Origin of the sequence: Pseudomonas sp. SCPG-7, assembly GCF_002156405.1 — a bacterium.
Taxonomy (GTDB): Bacteria; Pseudomonadota; Gammaproteobacteria; order Pseudomonadales; family Pseudomonadaceae; genus Aquipseudomonas; species Aquipseudomonas parakoreensis.
This window is the reverse complement of the sequence record NZ_MVOO01000007.1, coordinates 78834-94335: the sequence shown is the minus strand read 5'-3', so window position 1 is coordinate 94335 and position 15502 is coordinate 78834. Positions and strand designations below refer to the sequence as shown.

At 56.9% G+C, this 15502-nt stretch carries 21 protein-coding genes, 1 tRNA gene and 2 pseudogenes; 15 read left to right on the top strand and 9 right to left on the bottom strand.

Features of this window, described 5'->3' with window-relative positions; translation table 11 throughout:
* Positions 1-163: 163 nt before the first annotated feature.
* A complete protein-coding gene (locus B1722_RS15005; protein WP_041066136.1) occupies positions 164-463 on the bottom strand; it encodes a hypothetical protein in 300 nt (99 codons plus the stop codon).
* 379 nt (positions 464-842) lie between these two features.
* Between B1722_RS15005 and thrS the strand changes: the two genes are divergently transcribed.
* The 9 genes from thrS (at position 843) to B1722_RS14960 (ending at position 8295) form a co-directional block, all read left to right on the top strand.
* On the top strand, positions 843-2765 hold the full coding sequence (gene thrS, locus B1722_RS15000; protein WP_007961251.1) for a threonine--tRNA ligase: 1923 nt from the start codon (positions 843-845) through the stop codon (positions 2763-2765).
* On the top strand, positions 2765-3316 hold the full coding sequence (gene infC / locus B1722_RS14995) for a translation initiation factor IF-3 (RefSeq protein ID WP_170929410.1): 552 nt from the start codon (positions 2765-2767) through the stop codon (positions 3314-3316). The genes thrS and infC overlap by 1 nt, the downstream gene beginning before the upstream one ends.
* Positions 3317-3376: 60 nt before the next feature.
* Positions 3377-3571 carry a 50S ribosomal protein L35 gene (gene rpmI / locus B1722_RS14990; protein WP_002553160.1) on the top strand — a complete coding sequence of 65 codons (195 nt, stop codon included), beginning with the start codon at positions 3377-3379 and terminating at the stop codon, positions 3569-3571.
* A 28-nt stretch (positions 3572-3599) separates the two neighbouring features.
* A complete protein-coding gene (gene rplT, locus B1722_RS14985) occupies positions 3600-3956 on the top strand; it encodes a 50S ribosomal protein L20 (RefSeq protein WP_002553161.1) in 357 nt (118 codons plus the stop codon).
* Positions 3957-4065: 109 nt separating this feature from the next.
* Complete coding sequence (gene pheS / locus B1722_RS14980; RefSeq protein ID WP_003226365.1) at positions 4066-5082, top strand: phenylalanine--tRNA ligase subunit alpha; 1017 nt, start codon at positions 4066-4068, stop codon at positions 5080-5082.
* 26 nt (positions 5083-5108) lie between these two features.
* On the top strand, positions 5109-7487 hold the full coding sequence (gene pheT, locus B1722_RS14975; RefSeq protein ID WP_041066169.1) for a phenylalanine--tRNA ligase subunit beta: 2379 nt from the start codon (positions 5109-5111) through the stop codon (positions 7485-7487).
* Between the two features lie 3 nt (positions 7488-7490).
* Positions 7491-7793, top strand: coding sequence for an integration host factor subunit alpha (gene ihfA, locus B1722_RS14970; RefSeq protein WP_002553164.1), 303 nt, complete (start codon positions 7491-7493; stop codon positions 7791-7793).
* Positions 7774-8130 (top strand): MerR family transcriptional regulator, encoded by a 357-nt coding sequence (locus B1722_RS14965; protein ID WP_003179985.1) that lies wholly within the window; start codon positions 7774-7776, stop codon positions 8128-8130. The genes ihfA and B1722_RS14965 overlap by 20 nt, the downstream gene beginning before the upstream one ends.
* An 88-nt stretch (positions 8131-8218) precedes the next feature.
* Positions 8219-8295, top strand: a tRNA-Pro gene (locus tag B1722_RS14960).
* A 78-nt stretch (positions 8296-8373) separates the two neighbouring features.
* Here the strand turns inward: B1722_RS14960 and B1722_RS14955 are convergent.
* Positions 8374-9486, bottom strand: a complete 1113-nt coding sequence (locus tag B1722_RS14955) for a phage integrase Arm DNA-binding domain-containing protein (RefSeq protein WP_086793186.1) — start codon at positions 9484-9486, stop codon at positions 8374-8376.
* Positions 9486-9698: a hypothetical protein gene (locus B1722_RS14950; RefSeq protein ID WP_086793184.1), complete on the bottom strand. Its 213-nt coding sequence runs from the start codon at positions 9696-9698 to the stop codon at positions 9486-9488. Before B1722_RS14950 ends, B1722_RS14955 begins: the two co-directional genes overlap by 1 nt.
* A gap of 12 nt (positions 9699-9710) precedes the next feature.
* Between B1722_RS14950 and B1722_RS14945 the strand changes: the two genes are divergently transcribed.
* A complete protein-coding gene (locus tag B1722_RS14945) occupies positions 9711-10010 on the top strand; it encodes a hypothetical protein (RefSeq protein WP_256578855.1) in 300 nt (99 codons plus the stop codon).
* A gap of 75 nt (positions 10011-10085) precedes the next feature.
* Complete coding sequence (locus B1722_RS29595; RefSeq protein ID WP_176393377.1) at positions 10086-10226, top strand: hypothetical protein; 141 nt, start codon at positions 10086-10088, stop codon at positions 10224-10226.
* A gap of 56 nt (positions 10227-10282) precedes the next feature.
* On the opposite strand, the gene B1722_RS14940 is transcribed toward B1722_RS29595, so the two are convergent.
* The 4 genes and pseudogenes from B1722_RS14940 to B1722_RS29870 form a co-directional block, all read right to left on the bottom strand.
* Positions 10283-11017, bottom strand: coding sequence for a hypothetical protein (locus tag B1722_RS14940; protein ID WP_086793180.1), 735 nt, complete (start codon positions 11015-11017; stop codon positions 10283-10285).
* Complete coding sequence (locus B1722_RS14935) at positions 11017-11439, bottom strand: hypothetical protein (RefSeq protein ID WP_086793178.1); 423 nt, start codon at positions 11437-11439, stop codon at positions 11017-11019. Before B1722_RS14935 ends, B1722_RS14940 begins: the two co-directional genes overlap by 1 nt.
* 577 nt (positions 11440-12016) lie before the next feature.
* Complete coding sequence (locus tag B1722_RS29875) at positions 12017-12277, bottom strand: hypothetical protein (protein ID WP_256578854.1); 261 nt, start codon at positions 12275-12277, stop codon at positions 12017-12019.
* Between the two features lie 539 nt (positions 12278-12816).
* A pseudogene (locus B1722_RS29870) lies at positions 12817-12990 on the bottom strand (DNA cytosine methyltransferase); the annotation flags it as partial.
* 20 nt (positions 12991-13010) lie between these two features.
* Here B1722_RS29870 and B1722_RS14915 point away from each other — a divergent pair.
* From B1722_RS14915 to B1722_RS14900, 4 genes and pseudogenes are all read left to right on the top strand, one after another.
* Entirely contained in the window at positions 13011-13190 is a 180-nt protein-coding gene (locus B1722_RS14915; protein ID WP_086793175.1) for a hypothetical protein, read from the top strand.
* Positions 13187-13501, top strand: coding sequence for a hypothetical protein (locus tag B1722_RS14910; RefSeq protein WP_086793174.1), 315 nt, complete (start codon positions 13187-13189; stop codon positions 13499-13501). The genes B1722_RS14915 and B1722_RS14910 overlap by 4 nt, the downstream gene beginning before the upstream one ends.
* A gap of 81 nt (positions 13502-13582) precedes the next feature.
* Positions 13583-13783: pseudogene (locus B1722_RS29865) on the top strand (hypothetical protein); the annotation flags it as partial.
* A 26-nt stretch (positions 13784-13809) separates the two neighbouring features.
* Positions 13810-14145: a cell wall hydrolase gene (locus B1722_RS14900; RefSeq protein ID WP_256578853.1), complete on the top strand. Its 336-nt coding sequence runs from the start codon at positions 13810-13812 to the stop codon at positions 14143-14145.
* Positions 14146-14735: 590 nt separating this feature from the next.
* On the opposite strand, the gene B1722_RS14890 is transcribed toward B1722_RS14900, so the two are convergent.
* Together B1722_RS14890 and B1722_RS14885 are read right to left on the bottom strand one after the other, a co-directional pair.
* Positions 14736-14912, bottom strand: a complete 177-nt coding sequence (locus B1722_RS14890) for a DUF3606 domain-containing protein (RefSeq protein WP_081730194.1) — start codon at positions 14910-14912, stop codon at positions 14736-14738.
* A gap of 359 nt (positions 14913-15271) precedes the next feature.
* Complete coding sequence (locus B1722_RS14885) at positions 15272-15475, bottom strand: hypothetical protein (RefSeq protein ID WP_041066334.1); 204 nt, start codon at positions 15473-15475, stop codon at positions 15272-15274.
* Positions 15476-15502 lie beyond the last annotated feature (27 nt).

The window sequence follows — 15502 nt, the reverse complement described above, 5'->3', positions numbered from 1 at the left end:
ATCGATTTCAACCTCTGAAATGTCTGCAAGCCCCGGTTTCAGTGGCTTGTGGCCGAAAGAAGAGGGTGTAAAAAAAGCTATAAAACCTGCGTAAATTATCAATTTCGGGGTCTTTTTGGCGTTTTTTGGTCTGCCGGATGCCCGAAAAAACATTCGTCAGCGCTTATTTCTGCACTCGGCAAACCGAGATTTCTTTCAGTGCGCGCTGACCCAGTTCACCACTTGGCGGGGTGTTCTTGTCCATCAGTTGCGCGATCTCTTGTGTGGTGAATTTCTTTTCCAGCACATCGGCACCGCAGGCGCAGTGTTTATTGGCTTCGGCTGGATTGACGCTCTTGCTGGCTGCGGCGGTGCAGTCGTTCATGTACTGGGCTTTGACACCGGCAGGCCAGGCCGCGTTGGCGCTCAGCGGCAGTAGCAGGGCCAGCGGGGCCGCGTAAGCAAAAAGTCGGATAAGGCGCATGTCGGAAACTCCTTGGGTTGATATCGGCGACGATTCTCAGCTTATTTGAGGCAAAGCGTATATCCCAAGTTCACTTTGCGCCGCAAAAATGCACAAATCTTCAGCACTGAAAATCCTTCGACTCGATGACCGCTCATCTGTGCTAGCATGCCGGGCTCAAGCGTTCTCAGGCTCCGGATGGCCTTCAGCCCCGAAGCGGTCAGCGTGCGAAACCCTGATTTGAATCCCAGTCACTCTGGTTCGGTTTTCCGGTTGGCCGCAAGGCTCCTGCCGCTGTAAGGCAGGCGTTCGTCATTGAATGGCCTGGATCGGATCTTGTACTGGCTCATCCCAACCCACGTGACCTTTGGTAGGGGTCACCACTAGGAGAGGAGGCGCCATGCCAACTATTACTCTTCCCGACGGCAGTCAACGTTCATTCGATCACCCGGTTTCCGTAGCCGAGGTCGCCGCATCCATTGGTGCCGGCCTGGCCAAGGCCACCGTGGCCGGCAAGGTCAACGGCAAGCTGGTCGACGCCTGCGACATCATTGACAGCGACGCGACGCTGCAAATCATCACGCCAAAGGATGAAGAGGGGCTGGAGATCATTCGCCACTCTTGCGCGCACCTGGTTGGCCATGCGGTCAAGCAGCTGTATCCGACTGCGAAAATGGTCATCGGCCCGGTTATCGACGAAGGCTTCTATTACGACATCGCCTTCGAGCGTCCTTTTACTCCGGACGACATGGCCGCCATCGAACAGCGCATGCATCAGCTGATCGACAAGGATTACGACGTCATCAAGAAAGTCACTCCGCGCGCCGAAGTGATCGAAGTGTTCAAGGCTCGCGGCGAAGACTACAAGCTGCGTCTGGTCGAAGACATGCCGAACGAGCAGGCCATGGGCCTGTACTACCACGAAGAATACGTCGACATGTGCCGCGGCCCGCACGTGCCGAACACTCGCTTCCTGAAATCTTTCAAGCTGACCAAGTTGTCCGGTGCCTACTGGCGCGGTGATGCCAAGAATGAGCAGCTGCAGCGCGTTTACGGTACTGCCTGGGCAGACAAGAAGCAGCTGGCGGCTTACATTCAGCGCATCGAAGAAGCGGAAAAGCGCGATCACCGCAAGATCGGCAAGCGCCTGGGCCTGTTCCACACCCAGGAAGAAGCACCGGGCATGGTGTTCTGGCACCCGAACGGCTGGACCCTGTATCAAGTGCTCGAGCAGTACATGCGCAAGGTGCAGCGTGACAACGGCTATCTCGAGATCAAGACGCCGCAAGTCGTTGACCGCAGCCTGTGGGAGAAATCCGGGCACTGGGCCAACTACGCCGACAACATGTTCACCACCGAGTCGGAAAGCCGCGACTACGCCATCAAGCCGATGAACTGCCCATGCCATGTGCAGGTGTTCAATCAGGGTTTGAAGAGCTACCGCGAGCTGCCGATGCGTCTGGCCGAGTTCGGTGCCTGCCACCGTAACGAGCCGTCGGGTGCCTTGCACGGCATCATGCGGGTACGTGCGTTTACTCAGGACGACGCCCACATTTTCTGCACCGAAGAGCAGATGCAGGCTGAATCCGCAGCGTTCATCAAACTGACCATGGATGTTTACCGCGACTTCGGCTTCACCGATGTCGAGATGAAACTGTCCACTCGTCCGGAAAAACGCGTAGGTTCCGACGAGCTGTGGGATCGCGCCGAAGCAGCACTGGCTGCAGCCCTTGATTCCGCAGGTCTGCCGTATGATCTGCAGCCGGGTGAAGGTGCGTTCTACGGTCCGAAAATCGAGTTCTCGCTGAAAGATTGCCTCGGTCGCGTCTGGCAGTGTGGTACCTTGCAGCTCGATTTCAACCTGCCTGTCCGTCTCGGCGCCGAATACGTCTCCGAAGACAACAGCCGCAAACACCCAGTGATGCTGCACCGGGCGATCCTCGGTTCGTTCGAGCGTTTCGTCGGGATTTTGATCGAGCATTACGAAGGTGCATTCCCTGCGTGGCTGGCGCCAACCCAGGCAGTGATCATGAATATCACTGATAAACAGGCAGATTTCGTCGCTCAGGTTGAAAAAACTCTCAACGAAAGCGGATTTCGTGCCAAGTCCGACTTGAGAAATGAAAAGATCGGCTTTAAAATCCGCGAGCATACTTTGCTCAAGGTTCCCTATCTTTTGGTTATCGGAGATAAGGAAGTCGAGATGCAGACTGTCGCTGTGCGTACTCGTGAAGGTGCTGACCTGGGCTCGATGCCCGTCGCCCAGTTCGCTGAGTTTCTCGCGCAAGCGGTTTCCCGGCGTGGTCGCCCAGATTCGGAGTAATTATTATTAAGCGTGAAATGAGACAAGATAAACGAGCTGCACCGAAAGCCCCGATCAACGAGAATATCTCGGCACGCGAGGTTCGGTTAATTGGCGCTGATGGCGAGCAGATTGGCATCGTCTCGATTGATGAAGCGCTTCGTATTGCTGAAGAAGCAAAGCTTGATCTGGTAGAAATCTCTGCTGACGCAGTCCCACCGGTTTGCCGGGTGATGGACTACGGCAAATCGATCTTCGAAAAGAAGAAGCAGATTGCAGCAGCGAAGAAAAACCAGAAGCAGATTCAGGTAAAAGAAATCAAGTTTCGTCCAGGGACGGAGGAAGGGGATTACCAGGTAAAACTGCGCAACCTGGTACGTTTCCTGAGTGACGGGGACAGGGCCAAGGTATCCTTGCGATTCCGCGGCCGTGAGATGGCCCACCAGGAGCTGGGGATGGAACTCCTCAAGCGGGTTGAAGCTGACCTGCTCGAGTACGGTTCGGTCGAACAGCATCCTAAGATGGAAGGACGCCAGCTGATCATGGTCATCGCCCCGAAAAAGAAGAAGTAATCAACAGGGCACGGCAGGCCTTCTGATTATGTTTATCAACTGAATGCGGAGTATCCGAACATGCCAAAAATGAAAACCAAAAGTGGTGCTGCTAAGCGGTTTCTGAAAACTGCTAACGGTATCAAGCACAAGCACGCTTTCAAGAGCCACATCCTGACCAAAATGTCGACCAAGCGTAAGCGTCAACTGCGCGGTAGCAGCTTGCTGCATCCGTCTGACGTGGCAAAAGTCGAGCGCATGCTGCGCCTTCGTTAATTTTAGTCAAGAATAGAGGAAGTAACTCATGGCTCGTGTAAAGCGTGGCGTCATTGCCCGTAAGCGTCACAAAAAAATTCTGAAACTTGCTAAAGGCTACTACGGCGCACGCTCCCGCGTATTCCGTGTTGCCAAGCAAGCGGTAATCAAGGCAGGCCAATACGCCTACCGTGACCGTCGTCAGAAAAAACGTCAGTTCCGCGCTCTGTGGATCGCTCGTATCAACGCTGGTGCTCGTGTTAACGGTCTGTCCTACAGCCGTTTCATTGCTGGCCTGAAAAAAGCGTCCATCGAGATCGACCGTAAGGTTCTGGCTGATCTGGCAGTGAACGAAAAAGCGGCGTTTGCTGCGATTGTCGAGAAAGCTAAAGCCACCTTGGCTTAAGTACCCCCGACAGTCACCCGGCCCCACCTCTGTGGGGTCAGGTGTTAAACGTCATAAATAGGGGAAGAGCCTTCAAGCTCTTCCCCTATTTTGTATCTGGAGTCTGTACATGGAAAACCTGGATGCGCTGGTCTCTCAAGCACTAGAGGCTGTGCAAAGCGCTGAAGATATCAATGCCCTGGAGCAAATCCGGGTTCAATACCTTGGCAAAAAAGGTGAATTGACTCAGGTGATGAAGACCCTGGGGAATTTGCCGGCAGAAGAGCGTCCGCAAGTCGGTGCCCTGATCAACGTTGCCAAGGAACGTGTCACAGGCGTTCTCAATGCGCGCATGGCTCTGTTTGAAGAAGCCGAACTGGCTGCCAAACTGTCTGCCGAATCCATTGACGTGACGTTGCCGGGCCGTGGCCAGACCTCCGGTGGTCTGCATCCGGTGACCCGGACTCTGGAACGAGTCGAGCAGTTCTTCACCCGCATCGGCTACGGCATCGCCGAAGGCCCTGAGGTCGAAGACGACTATCACAACTTCGAAGCGCTCAACATCCCAGGCCACCACCCGGCCCGGTCGATGCATGACACCTTCTATTTCAACGCGAACATGTTGCTGCGCACCCATACCTCGCCGGTACAGGTCCGCACCATGGAGTCCAAGCAACCGCCGATCCGCATCGTCTGCCCAGGCCGTGTGTATCGCAGCGACTCCGATATCACCCACTCGCCGATGTTCCACCAGGTCGAAGGCCTGCTGGTCGATCGCGATATCAATTTCGCCGATCTCAAAGGCACCATCGAAGAATTCCTGCGGGTGTTCTTCGAGAAAGAGCTGGCCGTACGTTTCCGTCCTTCTTACTTCCCGTTCACCGAGCCATCCGCTGAAGTCGATATGGAATGCGTGATGTGCAGCGGTAAAGGCTGCCGCGTCTGCAAGCAGACCGGCTGGCTGGAAGTCATGGGCTGCGGCATGGTCCACCCGAACGTGCTGCGCATGTCCGGCATCGATCCGGAAGAGTTCTCCGGTTTTGCTTTCGGTATGGGCGTCGAGCGTCTGGCCATGCTCCGTTACGGCGTGAACGACTTGCGTCTGTTCTTCGACAACGACTTGCGGTTCCTCGCGCAATTTCGCTAGTCGTAACGAATTCTTAGGAGAGCAGGATGAAATTCAGTGAACAATGGCTGCGTGGCTGGGTTAGCCCGCAGGTAAGTCGCGACGAGCTGGTTGCTCGTCTGTCGATGGCGGGTCTGGAGGTCGATAGCGTGACCCCGGCCGCCGGTGTATTCAGCGGCGTGGTCGTCGGCGAGGTGCTGAGCACCGAGCAACACCCTGATGCCGACAAGCTGCGTGTGTGCCAGGTCAGCAATGGTGCGGAAACCTTCCAGGTCGTGTGCGGTGCGCCAAACGTGCGTCCGGGCCTGAAGATTCCGTTCGCCATGATCGGTGCCGAACTGCCGGGCGACTTCAAGATCAAGAAGGCCAAACTGCGCGGCGTCGAGTCCAACGGCATGCTGTGCTCGCAAGCCGAGCTGCAGATTGGTGAAGGCAACGACGGTCTGATGGAGCTGCCGGCCGATGCGCCGGTGGGCGAAGATTTCCGTGTGTATCTGGATCTGGAAGACGCCAGCATCGAGGTCGACCTGACCCCGAACCGTGGCGACTGCCTGTCGCTGGCCGGTCTGGCCCGTGAAGTGGGTGCGCTGTACGCCGCTCCGGTTACCCGTCCGGTGGTCATGGCGATTCCGGCTGTGCACGACGAAGTACGTCCGGTAGACGTGCTGGCGCCTGCCGCTTGCCCGCGTTACCTGGGGCGTGTCATCCGTAACGTTGACCTGTCCAGGCCGACCCCGCTGTGGATGGTTGAACGACTGCGCCGCGCCGAAGTGCGCAGTATCGACGCTGCCGTCGACATCACCAATTACGTGATGCTCGAGCTGGGTCAGCCGCTGCACGCGTTCGATCTCGCCGAAATCAACGGTGGCATCCGCGTGCGTATGGCGGAAGACGGCGAGAAGCTGGTGCTGCTCGACGGTCAGGAAGTCAGCCTGCGTAGCGATACGCTGGTGATTGCCGACCATACTCGCGCTCTGGCGATTGCCGGCGTAATGGGGGGCGAACACAGCGGTGTGTCCGCGACTACGCGCGACGTTTTCCTGGAAAGTGCGTTCTTCGACCAGATCGCTGTGGCTGGCAAGGCTCGCTCCTACGGCCTGCACACCGACGCTTCGCATCGTTATGAGCGTGGTGTGGACTGGCAACTGGCCCGTGAAGCCATGGAGCGCGCCACTGGCCTGTTGCTGGAAATCGCCGGTGGTGAAGCCGGCCCGATCATCGAGACCGTCAGCGAGCAACACCTGCCGTCGATCGCGCCGATCACCCTGCGTGCACAGCGCATCACCCAGATGCTGGGGATGGAAATGGATTCGGCGCAGGTCGAGCGTCTGCTCAGCGCCCTGGGCCTGAAGATCTCCGCTGATGGAGCAGGGCAGTGGCGCGTAGAAGTGCCAAGCCATCGCTTCGACATCAGCCTGGAAGTCGATCTGATCGAAGAGCTGGCGCGTCTGTACGGCTACAACCGTCTGCCGGTTCGTTACCCGCAAGCGCGTCTGGCGCCACAAGCCAAAGCTGAAGCGCGCAGCGAGTTGCCTGAGTTGCGTCGTCTGTTGGTTGCCCGTGGTTATCAGGAAGCGATCACTTACAGCTTCATCGATCCGAAGCAGTTCGAACTGTTCAACCCGGGCGTTGAGCCGCTGCTGCTGGCCAATCCGATTTCCAATGACATGGCTGCCATGCGCTCGTCGCTGTGGCCGGGCCTGGTCAAGGCGTTGCAGCACAACCTGAACCGTCAGCAGGATCGTGTGCGTCTGTTCGAAAGCGGTCTGCGCTTCATCGGTCAGCTGGAAGGTCTGAAACAAGAGCCGATGCTTTCGGGTGTTGTTTGCGGCAGCCGCCTGCCGGAAGGTTGGGCACAGGGTCGCGACAGCATCGATTTCTTCGATGTGAAAGCTGACGTCGAAGCGGTGCTGGGTTATGCCGGTGCGTTGGGCGCCTTCACTTTCACTCCGGGCAAACATCCGGCGCTGCACCCGGGTCAAACCGCGCGCATTGAACGTGATGGGCGTGAAGTCGGCTTCATCGGTGCGATTCACCCTGAACTGTCCAAAGCCTTGGGCCTGGATCGTCCGGTATTCGTCTTCGAGCTGGTTTTGGCTGAAGTCGCTTCCGGAAAAATGCCGCAATTCCACGAGTTGTCGCGTTTTCCTGAAGTGCGTCGTGACCTTGCACTGATCGCGCACAAAGACGTCGCGGCCTCGGCTGTACTCGACGTAATTCGTGAAAATGCAGGCGAATGGCTCACGGATCTCAGGCTGTTTGACGTGTATCAGGGTAAAGGCATTGATCCTGATAGAAAAAGCCTTGCAGTTGGCTTGACCTGGCAGCATCCATCGCGCACTCTTAATGACGATGAGGTGAATTCGACGACGCAAAATATCCTCACCTCGCTCGAACAAAGGTTGAACGCCACGTTAAGGAAGTGACGTATGGGGGCTTTGACGAAAGCTGAGATGGCGGAACGTCTGTATGAAGAGCTGGGCCTGAACAAGCGGGAAGCCAAGGAATTGGTCGAGCTGTTTTTCGAGGAAATCAGGCACGCTCTTGAAGACAACGAGCAGGTCAAATTGTCCGGTTTCGGCAATTTCGACCTTCGGGACAAACGCCAGCGGCCTGGCCGCAACCCGAAAACGGGGGAAGAAATCCCTATCACGGCTCGCCGTGTGGTCACCTTTCGTCCAGGGCAGAAGTTGAAGGCCCGAGTTGAGGCTTATGCTGGAACCAAGTCATAACGACGAACTACCCGTCATCCCGGGCAAACGCTACTTCACCATTGGTGAAGTCAGCGAGCTGTGTGCGGTAAAACCACACGTGCTGCGCTACTGGGAGCAGGAGTTTCCTCAGCTCAATCCCGTCAAACGCCGCGGAAACCGCCGGTATTATCAGCGCCAGGACGTGCTGATGATCCGGCAGATCCGCGCGCTCCTTTACGATCAGGGTTTCACCATCGGCGGCGCGCGCCTGCGTTTGTCCGGCGATGAAGCCAAAGACGACACCACCCAATACAAGCAAATGATCCGCCAGATGATCGCTGAGCTTGAGGATGTACTGGTGGTGCTCAAGAAATAAAAAGCTGCGTTTGAATACTTCCAGTTTTCAAAAGCTTGCGCTATATTCTTGAGCGCTCTTCGAGGTGAAGGGCAGGTTCCAAACCAGTCGGGGCGTAGCGCAGTCCGGTAGCGCACTAGCATGGGGTGCTAGGGGTCGAGTGTTCGAATCACTCCGTCCCGACCATTATTCCTGAGTAAAATCAGGCACTTAAGCCGATCATCTAGATCGGCTTTTTTGTGCCTGCGCAAAACCCGCGCAAAACTACCCGTTGATTTCGCTGATATTCAGGTCAGGGATTGCCTCCGACCAGACGATTTCGGCATGGTCCTTCTGGTAGTTCTTCGTCATGGTTTCGCTGGCCTGGCCGGCGATCTTCTGACCGTCTTTTCCGGCCTTCTGATACAGGTGCAGCGATAGCGCTCGCACTTCGTGGAAGCCCGGCATTTCCTCTTCTTTCCATCCTTTGTAACAACCCGCCGCTTCCCGGCCCTCTTTGAAGGCTCGCGTCAAATATCGCTCTTCCACCTGAGTCCAGTGTTCCTTTGTCTGCACCTGCTTCTGCTTTTTGCGATCGGGCCGACGGTGAACCAGGTACGGTGAGACGATGTCATCCCGGCAACGGCTGATCACCGCCTGGAGTTCTTCGGTCACTTTGAACCGGATCCACGCCGCGTCGCTGGCCTTGGCCGTCTTCTGCTGAACCACATACAAAAAACCTTCCCGAACACCGTCGAACCGCATGTTCAAAATGTCCGTCCGGCGCTGTGCGGTGATCAGTGCCAGGTCGATAGCGTTCTGCAGCCAGAACGGTGACTTTTCCCGGATGGCCTTCAGGCCTTCGACGGTGTGTCGCTTGCGCTGCTTCTTCTCAATCCGGTTGATGGTGCTGGCCGCCGGGTTGTCCGGGCACAGGCCTTTGGCCACTGCGTGATTGAAGATATCGATCAGCAGGGCTCGGCATTGGTTGGCAGTGCGCAGCGTGAGGGCGTCCAGCATCTCCGCGACCATGCGGATCGTGATCTGGTCGACCGCTTTGCCTTCGAACTGTTTCCGGAAGCGGCGGAAGTGCACGGCGTACAGTGCCAAGGTTCCTTTCGCCAGCTCCCTCGGCGGCAGCACGTCGCGTTCGTATGCGTCGAGGAAGCCGGTAAACGATTCTGATGTGCTGCCCATCACGGCGCCGACCAGGTCAGCGCCGCGCATGAATTCCAGATTCAGCTGCTTCGCGGCGTCGATCGCTTTGATCCGGTCGGAGCCGAACTGGAACCACTTACCGTCGGTGGGCCGGCGGTAGCGATAGGTTGAGCGCCGCGAATCGAAATACAGGTTCTGCGGTAGGCTCTTGTTCGCCTTGTTGCGCGGCCGTGGGACCATCATGCAGCTCCTTTCAATACCATCGCGACCAGGTCGTTTCCTGCCGACTTGCTGAACGCCGTCCAGTCAACGTACCAGAGTTTTCCGATTTGCTCGCCGGGCACCTTGCCGTTGCGGATGTAGTTGCGGATCGCTTGGGGGCAGGGTGGTGTGCCGTTTTCACCCCAGCGCCGGCGCTGGAATTCACTGATCTTGATCAGTTCTTTTTTCATTGGTGATGCTCCATGCCGCGCGTGGCGGCAGAAGTTGGTTGCTATTGGATGGTTGCGCCTGGTCTACAGTTGATCGATGCGCAATTGATGCGGAGTAAACGAATGTTCAACAAGTATCCGGAGCAGAAGCAAAGCCGGACGGCGCTGGCTGTGCTCGGTGCCGCATTCCTGGCGCTGGGAATATTTCTGATCGCCGTCGATGCAGTTGGAGGTTTTATTTTTGTCGTCGCTGGAAGCGGCCTTGTCTTGCTGACGTGCGGGGCAGGCGAGCGAACATTCGCGAGAGTGTTGCGAGTCCTGAATTGGTTTTGAGTGATTAACCGCGGCTTGGCCTTACGCCGGCAGGCTTTGTGGTTAAATGAGGTGTTTTCTTAAGGAGAGGCATCTATGAAAAAGGCATTTCAAAACTCGTTGTTCTTATCCGGTCTGCCGCTGACTGTCTGTGGCGTTGCGATTACTGCCCCGGGTCTTTGGATTCCGGGGCTGGTGCTGATGGTTGCTGGCTTGGCGACGAAAAAAAGAACCTGACTTCATCGCCACGGCCCCCTGTAGATCAGGTAGGCCATGTAGAGCGGGGGCGAAGATCATGGCTGAACTCTCTTGAACTGGACGACCCAGACCCACGGGTTGGCGGCCCAGTCGCCGCCAGTCGTTTGCCACAGGTTGCCGAAGGCGTTGCGTGCCGAATCGAGGCACTGTTCGTGATTAGTCGTTTTGTCCCACATCCAGCCATTGCGCTGCTGGTGAGTGGATTCCGGCAGTTCGCAGTGAGCGGCGTCTCGGACACCTTTGCCGCCGTGAAAGCAGGCTTTGCCGTAGTCGGTGAAGAAGCAGCCTTCTGCTTGGGCCTGTTCCTCGCTGATGTCCTGCAACCGCTCGACGCGTACGTCGGTGATCTCCAGCAGGATGCGGCAGGCCCAGCGCGGCATATGGATGCTCGGGCGCCAACGAATCAGTTCCTCTTCACCTTCAAATTCTGGGATGCCGTCAGCCCGGTAGTGAATTTCGCAACTTGCCCGCTCGTTCACTGGCACGCCGGCTTCGCGATAGTCATTGATGAAGCAGGTTTCACGGACGTACAGCCGGTCGCCGGGCTTGCCGAAGGGGCAGCAATGTTTGGAGAAGTTGCGGGCGGTCTCGCGATCGTCAGATCCGCAACCGAACAGATGGTCTTTCCACGAAAAGCCCGATCCTTCGGTTAGCACTGGCTGCGGATTCACCGCCCTACGCGTGACCGTCTTCCTGCCATCCAGAATGGCGCGCACCATCGGAGCCGAGAACAGGATCGGCCGTTCTTTCGGTTTGGTTGAAATAGTCATCAGCAGTCCGTCCAGTTGAGCAGTTTGATGTAGTCGCCGCCCGAGCACAGATGCTCGTCGTTGATCGCCTCAATTTCCTTGATGTAGGCGAGAACTGCTTTCGCACGCTCAAGGGCGAGTTCAGCGTGCCCAAGCTGGTGCCGTTTGCGCGCCTTGTAGGAGGAGAGCGCTTTTTCTTTTTCTGGGTACGCGAATCGCCGCCATGAATCCTTCGATACCCGCTTCGCGTCCTTGAATGTCTTGCCTGTAGCCGTCTGCCTCGCCCGCGCCCAGCCTTCCGAGCCTTCAGGGACGATCCAGTAGCAATGCTCGCTTTCCCGGATCACAACGTATTTTCGGCAGACGATAGTTACGCCCTCCGGGTCGATGTGGTCGACGTAGCGAAAGTGGTCTGGCCCTGTTTGTTTCTTTTCTTCAGACATGACTTCGTCCTTGCCGCTATAGCGGCTGACTTTGAAGGGGAGGGAGTAGAGGTTTTGGCAGCTGCGGCTACTATCGATATGAATCGGTTATAGCGGTGGCCCAGATGCTCAACGAGTCAGATAAAGTCGGACACACGTTTAAGCGGGCGTTTTTCCGGGTAGATGGCGTGACGATGTATCTTTTTTGGGCTGTTTGGCTCGGGCTCACTGTCTGGGCGCTATTTGACCCCGCGCCTTTAAGATTCCCCGCTTGGCTTCTTTTCATGACCGGCACAGTATTTAACCCCATTTTTTACGTACTACTGGGTGTCATGCGATCACCTGGGCTGTTGACGGCGCTTATCATCATTTTCTTCAACGTTAAATTCCTCCTCATTTTCGTCTGACTTAGAAGGGGAAGGGTTATTTGTATTCGTTACTGATGCGTTCGGCGATGTCTTCGAGCTCTTCGGCCATGCCGTACATCCTGTTGTTATCGCGGCGGGAGACGACAGGTGAGCGGTGGACGTTCCGACCTTCGAGGATCTTCGCGGCCAGCAGGATCAGCTAGGCTTCGAACTTACTGCGGATGAAGCGCTCACGTCGCCACCTTCGGCGTGTAGGTCAGCGTGCCGTCGAGGATCGCTTCCTTGATGGCTTCGAACTCCCAAGCGTAGTACTGCGATTCGACGTAGACACGCATTTCGCCATAGTCGTGCTGCTTACGACGGATGAAAGCTTCGGCGGCATCCCGAGTGAAGTGGCTGTTCACGATCTCCCACCGCTTGTTCCAGCCGGTGACGGTGTGGTCATCGCACTCAGCGAGATATTCCCACTGGTCGTACTCGTCCAGATCCATAAAGCTGCATTCCCGATCGGCCATCAGCGCTTGGTCGATTTCAGCGCGCTCCTCGTCGTCGAGATCGTCCTAGTATTCTTTCGGGCTGAACCAGCGTCGATCCTCCAGACAGACAACTCGACCTTCCGCGTAGTCGATCTCGTAGCCGTAATCGATTCGCTTGGTCTGCACGGTGAAAATCGCGGCTGCAGTGTGGTGCCACTTACGCCTGCACCGTTGCAGTGATAACGGAGGCGCTCGAGGAAGTCGTTCCAGGTCGAAGCATCAAGCGCGGCGCCGGTCGCCAATGTCGGCAGCGCGTCGGCCGTTTTGTTTTCTGTGGGCATGGGGCGTCCTATGCCGGGGCATGCCCGGGCGATGGAGGGGCGGGAGGTATACAAGCGATTTTGTCGTGAAGGCACGATGGGTCATCCAACGAGCCGGAGCACTAACGAATGAAACGACTGATCGCAGAAGTGATTTATCAAGTACTCGTCGAACTGCTCAGCCATATGCTGATGCGACTTGCCGATTGGCTTTCAGCATTGCCATGGCTGTGACTACGCGGCCGCTAGGTACGCTTCGATTACGCGTCGACCAGCCAGTGGCGGAACAGCGTTCCCGGCCATGTGCACCGTCAGGCGGTGGTTTTCTGGTCGCTTCGTGTCGGCTGGGAAGGACATTGCCAGCAGGTTCTCGTCGGCGGTGAGCATTCGCATTTTGTCGCCATTCACTGATCGGCAAGGAACCTCCCGTGCAGAAGATTCGCTACCAGGTCGTGCCCAAAGGTGAAAAGGCGTACCACATCGTGGAGCTGGCAACTGACAAGGTGCGGGGCTTCCGCTTCAGCTACAAGGAGGCGGTCAATTACGCGCAGGAACTGGAATCGCGCGCCAGCGGTGTAAAGCGCATGCCGACGGGTGATCAACAATGATCGGCGTCCCACTTCCAAACCCGCGCGACCAGCTGATAGACAACCTGAACCAGCAGCTGGACGCGTTCTTCGGCGCCGGCAACAAGGTCAAGCGGGTCGACCCCGGCGCAACCGGTGTGCGGGACGCGATGTTCGGCACCTCCCACGCAGCCAGGCTGCGCGCCGAACGCGACAAACTGGCGCCGCAGTTGAAGGCGCTGGCCGACAAAGGACTGACCGTCATCGAGGCAGCAAAAGAGATGGGCATGGAAACGAAGCGCGCCCGCCTAATCGCCCGCGAGAACAGCATCAACTTTCCGGGGCCTCAGTGAAGCGAACCATCAACCGGGCGGCCACGCGCCGCCGACAGACCTGGCTGGACTTGCCGGCCAGCGGAATTGAAGAGGTAGGCCATGGCCAAGAGCAACGCGGAACGGTCAGAGAAAGCCGCGGCGAAGAGGAAGAGCCGCGGCGAAGTAGAGGTTCGGTTCCACACCCTGCCCGCTACGCGCCAAGCTCTTGCTGAGCTGATGGTCTGGAGCGGCATCGAGGAACATGGCGAGGCCATCACGCTGATGATTCACCACCTGCATGGTCTTGGCCCGGGCGGCGCGGCGAGGGCACGGCCGGTCAGATCGCCGTGCCCTGGACGATCCGCAACCGTGTTTTTGATGGAAAGACCAATTCGTGGTGGGGCGAGGGCTACGCTGGCGTCTGCCAGAAGCCGTACCAGTTCAGCTGCTGGAACAAGACCGACCCGAACTATCAGTTCCTGATCGGCGTGAAGCAGATCCTGTTCCGCGAGCTGGCGCAATGCCGGATTGCCGCAGACCAGGTGATCGACGGCAAGGTGCCGGACCCCACTGGCGGCGCCACGCATTACTACGCCACCAGCATTAAGGCGCCAGCATGGGCAGCGAAGGCAAAGCAGACGCTCAAGTTGGGCGGGCACGTCTTCTTTAAGGATGTGCCGTGATGGTCGTGCCGTGGAGAACGGTGGGCGCAGACTTGAAATTTCTCGGCGTAGATTGGCAATTTCTGCCGCCTTTTCCCTCAGTGTCGCCATGTACCAGTCACGCTGTTGGACGGCTTCAGAGTGCATCTCGACCAACTTGAATATCCGTTCCCGCTCTTCGCGGAGCTGCCGGTTCAATTCATCGAACTCATTTTCGTAGAGCCTGAGCTGTTGTCGGCAGGTTTCGAGCGGCGTCGGGGAGCCGAGCCAGTCGTCGGTTTCTTCTATATAGAGGGGATCCACGTGGGCGCCTTACTTGATACTGTTCATGCATACAGTAATTCAGGCGGGGCAGGTGGGCGAGGGTGATGCGACGAGCTGTAGGATTTTGGATTGGTGTTCGGTCGGCAGAACGCCGTGGAGAGGCAAAGCACTGTAGGAAAATACAGCGCTAAGTTGTTGATTCTTATAGGCTGTAATGGCGATTTTTTACCATGCTTGTTTTGTAATGTTTCCCTATAAAATCAGCACCTTGCATTTGTTTCATAGTCACCTTGACATGGTGGTTCTCAGCGATGAAAAGCCCCGCGCCGAGCGCGAGGCCAAGTGCACTATTTGCCGAGTTTCTTGCGGACGTCGACAACCATCGGGCCAACGGCTTTAACAGCAGCCTTCAGTTGTTCCTCAGTCACGCCAAACTCATTGCACCAGTATTTTACCTCCCAGGCTTCAGACGTGTTTACGCGAGCCCGGTCTTGCGGTCCACGGTTGCGCAGATCATCACCCATTGCAATTTCCCTTTTGGCAGACCTGGATCAGTCCAGGCAACAGCAGCATAGACCAGCAAATGACACTCGCCTTGATCTATCTCAACTGCGCAAAACCTCCTCTGAAGGCCACGTGTTTTCGTTTGCATAAGCACAAAAAAACGGATGTTTTGTTACGCTTAAAACAGGTAATTATCCTTAAAAAACAATAGCTTATGTCGATACGGTCACCAGCATGGGATGCTAGGGGTCGAGTGTTCGAATCACTCCGTCCCAACCGTATATTTCAATGACTTAGGCCAATGTTGATGACATTGGCCTTTTTCATGCGCGTGAGTTTTGCGGGACGACTATGCTGTGCGCAGCCAAAAAGCCACGCCTCAATGCAGAACCCTCCGGCTCTCACCAATCCTGATCCGGTCCAGGGCCCGGTTTAATGCATCCAGTGCATCCAGAAGCGCCTTTGCCTCTGCCTCTCGGCCATCGCCCCATAAACGTTCCGCCATTTTGTTCAGGGCCTGGATCGAGCGTTCGATGTCAGCGGCGGTCGCGGGTGCCTGGGTTTGCGCTTCTTTGCTGGGCATACTTTCATTCATCTGCAGGGGATTGGC

Excerpts from the sequence above, each read along its gene's own strand:
- B1722_RS14955 (WP_086793186.1), bottom strand. The coding sequence starts at position 9,486 with ATGGTCCCACGGCCGCGCAACAAGGCGAACAAGAGCCTACCGCAGAAC.
- B1722_RS14945 (WP_256578855.1), top strand. The coding sequence starts at position 9,711 with ATGCCGCGCGTGGCGGCAGAAGTTGGTTGCTATTGGATGGTTGCGCCT.
- B1722_RS29595 (WP_176393377.1), top strand. The coding sequence starts at position 10,086 with ATGAAAAAGGCATTTCAAAACTCGTTGTTCTTATCCGGTCTGCCGCTG.
- pheS (WP_003226365.1), top strand. The coding sequence starts at position 4,066 with ATGGAAAACCTGGATGCGCTGGTCTCTCAAGCACTAGAGGCTGTGCAA.
- thrS (WP_007961251.1), top strand. The coding sequence starts at position 843 with ATGCCAACTATTACTCTTCCCGACGGCAGTCAACGTTCATTCGATCAC.
- B1722_RS15005 (WP_041066136.1), bottom strand. The coding sequence starts at position 463 with ATGCGCCTTATCCGACTTTTTGCTTACGCGGCCCCGCTGGCCCTGCTA.
- B1722_RS14885 (WP_041066334.1), bottom strand. The coding sequence starts at position 15,475 with ATGCCCAGCAAAGAAGCGCAAACCCAGGCACCCGCGACCGCCGCTGAC.
- rpmI (WP_002553160.1), top strand. The coding sequence starts at position 3,377 with ATGCCAAAAATGAAAACCAAAAGTGGTGCTGCTAAGCGGTTTCTGAAA.
- B1722_RS14950 (WP_086793184.1), bottom strand. The coding sequence starts at position 9,698 with ATGAAAAAAGAACTGATCAAGATCAGTGAATTCCAGCGCCGGCGCTGG.
- B1722_RS29875 (WP_256578854.1), bottom strand. The coding sequence starts at position 12,277 with ATGGATCTGGACGAGTACGACCAGTGGGAATATCTCGCTGAGTGCGAT.
- rplT (WP_002553161.1), top strand. The coding sequence starts at position 3,600 with ATGGCTCGTGTAAAGCGTGGCGTCATTGCCCGTAAGCGTCACAAAAAA.
- B1722_RS14910 (WP_086793174.1), top strand. The coding sequence starts at position 13,187 with ATGATCGGCGTCCCACTTCCAAACCCGCGCGACCAGCTGATAGACAAC.
- B1722_RS14890 (WP_081730194.1), bottom strand. The coding sequence starts at position 14,912 with ATGGGTGATGATCTGCGCAACCGTGGACCGCAAGACCGGGCTCGCGTA.
- B1722_RS14935 (WP_086793178.1), bottom strand. The coding sequence starts at position 11,439 with ATGTCTGAAGAAAAGAAACAAACAGGGCCAGACCACTTTCGCTACGTC.
- ihfA (WP_002553164.1), top strand. The coding sequence starts at position 7,491 with ATGGGGGCTTTGACGAAAGCTGAGATGGCGGAACGTCTGTATGAAGAG.
- B1722_RS14965 (WP_003179985.1), top strand. The coding sequence starts at position 7,774 with ATGCTGGAACCAAGTCATAACGACGAACTACCCGTCATCCCGGGCAAA.
- B1722_RS14940 (WP_086793180.1), bottom strand. The coding sequence starts at position 11,017 with ATGACTATTTCAACCAAACCGAAAGAACGGCCGATCCTGTTCTCGGCT.
- pheT (WP_041066169.1), top strand. The coding sequence starts at position 5,109 with ATGAAATTCAGTGAACAATGGCTGCGTGGCTGGGTTAGCCCGCAGGTA.